Origin of the sequence: Burkholderia sp. Ac-20384 (genome assembly GCF_017104605.1) — a bacterium.
Lineage (GTDB): Bacteria > Pseudomonadota > Gammaproteobacteria > Burkholderiales > Burkholderiaceae > Burkholderia > Burkholderia lata.
Genome location: NZ_JAAGPE010000386.1, coordinates 1 through 7,558, shown reverse-complemented (window position 1 = coordinate 7,558; position 7,558 = coordinate 1). Strand labels below are relative to the sequence as shown.

8 protein-coding genes and 1 pseudogene are annotated in these 7,558 nt (G+C 66.2%); 3 read left to right on the top strand and 6 right to left on the bottom strand.

The genetic code is table 11. From position 1 onward, the window contains the following. The 3 genes from earP to G3O00_RS37810 form a co-directional block, all read left to right on the top strand. On the top strand, positions 1–616 hold a 616-nt coding region (gene earP / locus G3O00_RS37820; RefSeq protein WP_206146063.1), incomplete at its 5' end, for an elongation factor P maturation arginine rhamnosyltransferase EarP. A gap of 127 nt (positions 617–743) precedes the next feature. Then, complete coding sequence (gene efp / locus G3O00_RS37815; RefSeq protein WP_011351421.1) at positions 744–1,301, top strand: elongation factor P; 558 nt, start codon at positions 744–746, stop codon at positions 1,299–1,301. A 269-nt stretch (positions 1,302–1,570) separates the two neighbouring features. Continuing rightward, the gene (locus tag G3O00_RS37810) at positions 1,571–2,956 is read left to right on the top strand and encodes a sigma-54 dependent transcriptional regulator (protein ID WP_206146062.1); all 1,386 of its coding nucleotides are present in this window, start codon (positions 1,571–1,573) and stop codon (positions 2,954–2,956) included. A 189-nt stretch (positions 2,957–3,145) separates the two neighbouring features. On the opposite strand, the gene nagZ is transcribed toward G3O00_RS37810, so the two are convergent. From nagZ to G3O00_RS37780, 6 genes and pseudogenes are all read right to left on the bottom strand, one after another. Next, positions 3,146–4,174 carry a beta-N-acetylhexosaminidase gene (gene nagZ, locus G3O00_RS37805; protein ID WP_206146061.1) on the bottom strand — a complete coding sequence of 343 codons (1,029 nt, stop codon included), beginning with the start codon at positions 4,172–4,174 and terminating at the stop codon, positions 3,146–3,148. Between the two features lie 16 nt (positions 4,175–4,190). After that, a complete protein-coding gene (gene acpS, locus G3O00_RS37800; protein WP_011351418.1) occupies positions 4,191–4,619 on the bottom strand; it encodes a holo-ACP synthase in 429 nt (142 codons plus the stop codon). 72 nt (positions 4,620–4,691) lie between these two features. Next, positions 4,692–5,468: a pyridoxine 5'-phosphate synthase gene (gene pdxJ / locus G3O00_RS37795; RefSeq protein ID WP_011351417.1), complete on the bottom strand. Its 777-nt coding sequence runs from the start codon at positions 5,466–5,468 to the stop codon at positions 4,692–4,694. Next, positions 5,465–6,301: a DNA repair protein RecO gene (gene recO / locus G3O00_RS37790; RefSeq protein ID WP_011351416.1), complete on the bottom strand. Its 837-nt coding sequence runs from the start codon at positions 6,299–6,301 to the stop codon at positions 5,465–5,467. The genes pdxJ and recO overlap by 4 nt, the downstream gene beginning before the upstream one ends. Then, complete coding sequence (era, locus tag G3O00_RS37785) at positions 6,288–7,187, bottom strand: GTPase Era (RefSeq protein WP_011351415.1); 900 nt, start codon at positions 7,185–7,187, stop codon at positions 6,288–6,290. The genes recO and era overlap by 14 nt, the downstream gene beginning before the upstream one ends. A gap of 60 nt (positions 7,188–7,247) precedes the next feature. After that, positions 7,248–7,558: pseudogene (locus G3O00_RS37780) on the bottom strand (ribonuclease III); the annotation flags it as partial.

The window sequence follows — 7,558 nt, the reverse complement described above, 5'->3', positions numbered from 1 at the left end:
GCAGCGCGCGACCGGCGGCGCGCCGCCGGCCGCCGGCACGACGGTCGTCAGCCTGTTCGCATACGAGAATCCGGCCGTCGACGCGCTGCTCGCGCAATGGCGCGACGGCCCGTCGCCGGTCGTCGCACTCGTGCCGGCCGGCCGCGTGTCGCCTGCCGTCGCGCGTTTTTTCGGGGTCGAGTCGTTCGGCGCGGGCACGCATGCGCGCAGCGGTAACTTGACTGCCCACGGGATCGCGTTCGTTCCCCAGGCCGACTACGATCCCTTGCTGTGGGTGGCCGACCTCAATTTCGTACGCGGCGAGGATTCGTTCGTGCGGGCGCAGTGGGCCCGCAAGCCGTTCGTGTGGCACATCTACCCGCAGGCCGACGACGTCCACCTGCCGAAGCTCGACGCCGCGCTCGCGCACCTGTCGGCCGGCCTCGCCGATGCCCCGCGCGCGGCACTCGAGCGGTTCTGGCACGCATGGAACGGCGCCGGCACGCCCGACTGGGCCGATTTCTGGCAGCACCGCGGCGCACTGGACGCCAACGCGGCCCGCTGGGCCGACGCGCTCGCGTCCGTCGGCGATCTCGCCGGAAAGCTGGCGGAATACGCAAAATCTCAGTTAAAATAAGCGGTTATCCGACGGCTGACCAGGCAAGCGCTCGCTTTTGGCGTCCACCGGAACGCACCGCTTGCGCCGTCAGCCGTTGCGCAACGCTCAGGCACCTATTTATTTGATTTGATCAGGACAGTTTTTTATGAAAACCGCACAGGAACTCCGCGTAGGCAACGTCGTGCAGATCGGCAGCGACGCATGGGTCATCGCCAAGGCTGAATACAACAAGTCGGGCCGTAACTCCGCCGTCGTCAAGATGAAGATGAAGAACCTGCTGACGAACGCAGGCCAGGAAGCGGTCTACAAGGCTGACGACAAGTTCGACGTCGTCGTGCTCGACCGCAAGGAAGTGACGTACTCGTACTTCGCCGATCCGATGTACGTGTTCATGGACGCCGACTACAACCAGTTCGAAGTCGAAGCGGAAATGATGGGCGAAGCGCTGAACTACCTCGAAGACGGCATGGCTTGCGAAGTCGTGTTCTACAACGAGAAGGCGATCTCGGTCGAACTGCCGACGGTCCTCGTTCGCGAGATCACCTACACGGAGCCGGCAGTCAAGGGCGACACGTCGTCGGGCAAGGTGCTGAAGAACGCCAAGCTCGCAACGGGCTTCGAACTGCAAGTGCCGCTGTTCTGCAACACCGGCGACAAGATCGAAATCGATACGCGTACGAACGAATACCGCAGCCGCGCGTAATCGCAAGCGATACCCGCATCGAACAAAGCGCCCTTCGGGGCGCTTTTTGTTTGTCCCGCGCCAACAACCGGGCGGGAGTCAGGCTCATGTAAAGCACAAAATCCACCAGTAAAGATATTCAATTTGTATCATCGGTAACTGTTTTATAGCGCCGGAGAAATAATGCTCGTTACGCGTTCAGCGGGGCATAAAATCAGTTTTTAATCTGACATGCGGCTGCGGCCCCGTTGGCCGACAGCCCGCCTCTCTTGACTCGACTCGCGTCCACCATGCCACACGCCCTGATTGTCGAAGACGATCCCAACAGTCTGTCCGGCCTCACCGCGCTGCTCGCTGCGGACGGCTTCTCGGTCGACACGGCCACGTCGCTCGCCGAAGCGCGCACGGCACTCGGCCGCTCGATTCCCGACGTCGTTCTCGTCGACCTGAACCTGCCGGACGGCAGCGGGTTCGACCTGCTCCAGCACCTGCCGCAGCAACAGCCGAACGGCTCGCTGCCCGTCATCGTGCTGACGGGCAATGCGACGGTCGAGAGCGCCATCGAGGGCCTGCGTCACGGCATCTGGGACTACCTGCTGAAGCCGATCAACATTCCGCGCCTGCGCAGCCTGCTCGCGCGGATCCCGCGTCCCTACGAACTGATCGACGAAGTGCAGTCGTTGCGCGCGTCGCTGCGCCATCTGGGCCGCTTCGGCGCGCTGGTCGGCCGCAGCGACGCGATGCAGCACGTGTACGACATGATCGAGCACAACGCGCGCACCGAAACGGCCGTCCTGTTCGCGGGCGAAGCCGGTACCGGCAAGAAGCTGGCCGCGCGCACGCTGCACGACCTGAGCCGGCGCCGCAAGGGGCCGTTCGTGTCGTTCGACTGCCGGACGATCGCGCACGCCGGCCGGCATGGCGCATCGCTCGACAGCGTGCTGTTCGGCCACGAGCGCGGCGCGTTCGACGGCGCCGAGCGCCGCGAATCGGGCCTGTTCGAACAGGCCGGCGGCGGCACGCTGTTCCTCGACGAAATCACCTCACTGCCGCTCGTGCTGCAGGAAGCCCTGCTGCATGCGCTTGATTCGCAGAACTTCATGCGGATCGGCGGTACGAGTTCGATCACGAGCGATTTCCGGCTGATTGCGACCACGCGCCGCCCGGCGCGCGAAGCGGTCGCGAACGGCACGCTGCGCGAAGATCTGTGGCTGCGCCTCGATGCGGCGTCGATCACGATGCCGCCGCTGCGCGAGCGTGACGGCGATGCGCTCGCGATCGCGGACGCGCTGATCGACGAACTGAACCGCGACGCGCGCGCAACCGGCCGCAGCACGACCGACAAGCGCGCGGCACCGGGCTTCGTGCGCGAGTGCCTGTCCTACGAATGGCCGGGCAACGTGCGCGAGCTGCAGGAGCGCGTGCGCTTCGCGTACGACGCATCGGGCGATTTCATCGAGACGCTGCGCGCAGGCGAGCCGAGCTTCTCGGCCGGCGCCGCGCTGAACGGCAGCAGCGTACAGATCAAGGTCGGCACACCGCTTTCCGACGTCGAAGATCTGCTGATCCGCGCGACGCTCGACGCAGTCGGCGGCACGCGCCACCGCGCGGCAACGCTGCTCGGCATCAGCCCGAAGACGCTGTACAACAAGCTGCAGCGGATGAAGGTGAACTGAGTGCCCGGCGATGTTCGCAGGCACTGACAGGGCTTGACCGTTAGTTGCATCAAAATCCGCTTCGTCGACCTGCCTGATTCCTGAAGCTGTCCGGTTCACCCCGGCAGTTGTCCATAAAAAAGCCGCGCAATTGCGCGGCTTTTTGTTTCGGTGACCGGAATGGCGCAGACCCAACCATCCCCTTCCCGCTCAGGCCAGTGCGCTGCTCAACAGCGCCTGGGCCTGCAGATACTCGGGCTGCGCGATCAGCTTGTCCCACTTGAGCGCCTTGCCACGCGCACGCATCCGCTTGATGCGTCGCACCGACTCGTCCGTTGCCCGCGCTTTCAGCCCGTTCAGCACGACCTCGGCCGCATCCGGCTGATTGCAGACGAGCACCATGTCGCAACCGGCCGCGAGTGCGGCGTCGGCCGCCTGCGTGGGCGTGCCGCCTTCGCGCGCAGCCTTCATCGACAGGTCGTCGCTGAAGATCGCGCCCGTGAAGCCGAGCCGCCCGCGCAGGATGTCCTGCAGCCACACGCGCGAGAAGCCGGCCGGACGCTTGTCGACCTGCGTGTAGATCACGTGCGCGGGAATCACTGCAGACAACGACAAGCCGAGCCAGTCGTACGGCGCGACGTCCTGCTTGAGAATCGCGTCGAGCGTACGGTCGTCGGTCGGCAGCGCGACGTGCGAGTCGGCCTCCGCGAAGCCGTGCCCCGGGAAATGCTTGCCGCAGTTCGCGATCCCGGCGAGCGACAGCCCGTGGTTCAGACTCTTCGCGAGCAGCGTGACGACGCGCGGATCGCGATGGAACGCGCGATCGCCGATCACTTTCGAGTGCCCGTAGTCGAGATCGAGCACGGGCGTGAAGCTCATGTCGATTCCGCATGCACGCAGCTCGGCGGCCAGGATGTAGCCGACGGCCGTGGCGACCTTCGTCGCGAGCAGCACGTCGCGATCCCACAGCTCGCCGAGTCGGCGCATCGCGGGCAGCACCGTGAAGCCGTCGGTGCGGAAACGCTGCACGCGCCCGCCTTCGTGATCGACGGCGATCAGGATGTCTTCGCGCACCGCGCGGATCGAGTCGGTCAGCGCGGTCAGTTGCGCACGGTTCTGGAAATGCCGCGCGAACAGGATCACGCCGCCGGTATTCGGATGCGCGAGACGCCGCGCATCGTCGCGCGACAGGGCCGTGCCGACGACGTCGAGCATGACCGGGCCGGGAGTCGTTTTCATTGAATCGGGAATTCCGTCAGGAGGAGGTTCGGGAAACAGGTGCAGGCGCGGCGTCCGTCTCGGCGACCACGAACGACACCGCGTAGTCGCGTTCGTCGCTGACCGTCACGCGCGCCGTGATGCCACGGGCGGCAAGCCAGTCTGCCAGCTCGCCCGACGCGACCACGTACGGCTCGCCGCTCGGGTGGTTGAGGGTCTGCAGCGCACGCCACGTCATCGGCCAGTGCATGCCGAGCCCGATCGCTTTCGAGAACGCTTCCTTCGCGGAAAAGCGCGTCGCGAGGAACGCGATGCCGCGCGCCTCGGAGCGGGCGCGGCGCGCATGGAACACACGCAGTTCGTCGGGGCCCAGCACTTTCTCGGCAAACCGGCCGCCCGTGCGTTCGAGCACGGCCGCGATGCGGCTCACCTGGGCAATGTCGGTACCGATGCCATAGATCGCCATGTCAGTACGCGCCGGTGCGACCCGGCCGGGCCGGGTCAGGCATGACGCGCGACGCGCGGCGGCACTTCATCTTCAGCGCGCGCCGCCGTGCAGCGCGGCTACGCGTGCGGCAACCATGATCGCCTTCATTTCGCGCACCGCGTTGTCCCAGCCCGCGAAAATCGCGTGCGCGACGATCGCGTGGCCGATGTTCAGTTCGACGATGCCGTCGATCGCGGCGATCTGCTGCACGTTCGTGTAGTGCAGGCCGTGACCGGCATTGACCTTCAGGCCGAGTTGCGCGCCGGCCTGAACGCCCGCGACGATGCGCTCGTATTCGCGCTGCTGCTCGGCCTCGTCGTGCGCTTCGGCGTAACGGCCCGTATGCAGCTCGATCACCGGCGCGCCTGCTTCGTGCGCGGCACGGATCTGCGTCTCGTCCGGGTCGATGAACAGCGACACGCGCACGCCCACGTCGGCAAGCTGCTTGCATGCCGCACGCACGGCCTCGAAGTGGCCGGCGACATCGAGACCGCCTTCGGTCGTCAGTTCCTCGCGCTTCTCGGGCACGAGGCACGCGTCGTGCGGGCGCACTTCGCATGCGATATCGAGCATCTCGGTCGTCACCGCGCATTCGAGGTTCATGCGCGTCTTCAGCAGCGGACGCAGCTTGCGCACATCCGCGTCGACGATGTGGCGGCGATCCTCGCGCAGATGCAGCGTGATCGCATCCGCACCGGCTTCTTCCGCAGCGAGCGCCGCGCGGATCGGATCGGGATAGGTCGTGCCGCGCACATTGCGCAGCGTCGCGACGTGGTCGATGTTCACGCCGAGGTCGATGGCGGTGGGCGTTGTCAGGAAGAAGCTCATAGGTTTTGCAGGTCGATCAGGATCTGACGCGTGGCAAGCGGCGTACCGCCGAGATAGGTGTTCAGCAGGAAGCGCATCAGCGTCTTGCTTTGCGCAACCGTCTGGGCTCGATGGTAATCGTCCTGCTCCATATCGAGCAACGTCTGTCCGGAAATGACCGGCCAGTGCGACGGGACTTCATCGTCCGCATTGCGCACGCCGCGCTCGGGATCGAACACGTAGCGACGATCAGGCTCGACCGCGCGGCGCGCGACCGTGCGGTTCAGCGCCATCGCGTAGCCGGTCTCGCGCAGCAGCACGCGCTCGAACGAGCGCAGCACCTGCACCGCGGGCTCACCGTGCGCGAGGCGCGTGAGGGTCAGCACGTAATGATTGAAGAGCGGCGGCTGGGGATCTTCGCGCGCGCAGAATTTCACGAGCAGCTCGTTCGCGTAGAAGCCGCACAGCAGCCCGTCGCCACCGAGCGGCAGCATCCCGCCGACCCACTCGGCCCCCGTCAGCGTGCGCACCTCGGACTTGCCCGACCAGGACAGCAGCAGCGGCTGGAAGGTCTGCAGTACGCCGCGCAGCGCGGAGTGCGGGCGCTTCGCGCCCTTCGCGACGAGCGCGAGTCGACCATGATCGCGCGTCAGCACGTCGATGATCAGGCTCGTTTCCCGATAGGGATAACTGTGCAGCACGTACGCCGGCTGCTCGGCGACACGGAAATCGGACGTGCGAGACGTCGCGCGCCGCGCCTTGCGCGGCGGTTCAGGCGGTGCCGGCAGCGGCGCGTCGTTCGCGCCAGCCGTCACCGCATCTTCAGTCGACGTCAGCGCGTCATTCGTACCCATAGGCGCGCAGCCCCGCCTCGTTGTCGGCCCAGCCGCTCTTCACCTTCACGAAGGTCTCGAGGTACACGGGGCCGTCGAACAGCTTCTCCATGTCCATCCGCGCCTCGGTGCTGATCTGCTTGAGCTTCTCGCCCTTCTTGCCGATCACCATCGCCTTGTGCGAATCGCGCTCGACGAGGATCGTCGCGAAGATGCGCTTCAGGCGCCCTTCCTCTTCGAACTTGTCGATCAGCACGGTGCTCGTGTACGGCAGTTCGTCGCCGGTCCAGCGGAACACCTTCTCGCGCAGGATCTCGGCTGCGAGGAAGCGCGAGCTGCGGTCGGTCAGCTCGTCCTCGCCGTAGATCGGCTCGCCTTCCGGCAGGTACGGCTTGATCGTGTCCAGCAGGCGCTTGATGTCTTCCGGGCGCTGCGCCGACAGCGGCACGAGCTCGGTGAATTCGCGCAGCGTGCTCATCTGCTGCATGAACGGGAACAGCGACGCCTTGTCATTCACGCGGTCGATCTTGTTCGCGATCAGCAGCGTCGGCATGCCGGGCGGGATCAGGTCGAGCACTTTCTGGTCGTCGGGCCCGAAGCGGCCGGCCTCGATCACGAACAGGATCACGTCGACCGACGTGAGCGTCGACGTGACCGCGCGGTTCAGCGAACGGTTCAGCGCGGTGCTGTGGCGGGTCTGGAAACCCGGCGTGTCGACGAACACGAATTGCGCGTCGTCGAACGTATTGATGCCGGTGATGCGGTGGCGGGTCGTCTGCGCCTTACGTGACGTGATGCTGATCTTCTGGCCGACGAGTGCGTTCATCAACGTCGACTTGCCGACGTTCGGGCGGCCCACGATCGCGATCATGCCGCAACGGAAACCGGTAGGAGCGGGAGTGTTCATATCGTTTGGGAGACAGGTTCGGAAACGGCCGCGCGGCGCGCGGCACGATCGATGGGCAATTCAGTGGTCGGCATCGGCCACGCGCGCCTGCGCGGCAGCGAGGCTCGCGCCGCCCGGCGGCGTCTCGGCATCCGGTGCCGCGGCGTCACGTGTGCGCGCAGCCGCACGCGAAGCGGGATCGGTACCGGCGGAAGACTTGTCGGCGGACGACGATGCCGGATCGGCTGCCTGGCCAGTCGGCTTGTCGGCTGCGCGTGCAGCGGGCACGGCTTCCGCGGGCTTCTCCGCGGCCTTGTCGGTTCGCTCGGCCGGCTTGTCGGCAGCCTTCTCGACCGCCGGCTTAGCCGCCCGCTCACCCTTTTCCGCAGCCG

What these genes read in the sequence shown, in the direction of transcription:
- efp (WP_011351421.1), top strand. Translation starts at nt 744, where the DNA reads ATGAAAACCGCACAGGAACTCCGCGTAGGCAACGTCGTGCAGATCGGC.
- G3O00_RS37810 (WP_206146062.1), top strand. Translation starts at nt 1,571, where the DNA reads ATGCCACACGCCCTGATTGTCGAAGACGATCCCAACAGTCTGTCCGGC.
- nagZ (WP_206146061.1), bottom strand. Translation starts at nt 4,174, where the DNA reads ATGAAAACGACTCCCGGCCCGGTCATGCTCGACGTCGTCGGCACGGCC.
- acpS (WP_011351418.1), bottom strand. Translation starts at nt 4,619, where the DNA reads ATGGCGATCTATGGCATCGGTACCGACATTGCCCAGGTGAGCCGCATC.
- pdxJ (WP_011351417.1), bottom strand. Translation starts at nt 5,468, where the DNA reads ATGAGCTTCTTCCTGACAACGCCCACCGCCATCGACCTCGGCGTGAAC.
- recO (WP_011351416.1), bottom strand. Translation starts at nt 6,301, where the DNA reads ATGGGTACGAATGACGCGCTGACGTCGACTGAAGATGCGGTGACGGCT.
- era (WP_011351415.1), bottom strand. Translation starts at nt 7,187, where the DNA reads ATGAACACTCCCGCTCCTACCGGTTTCCGTTGCGGCATGATCGCGATC.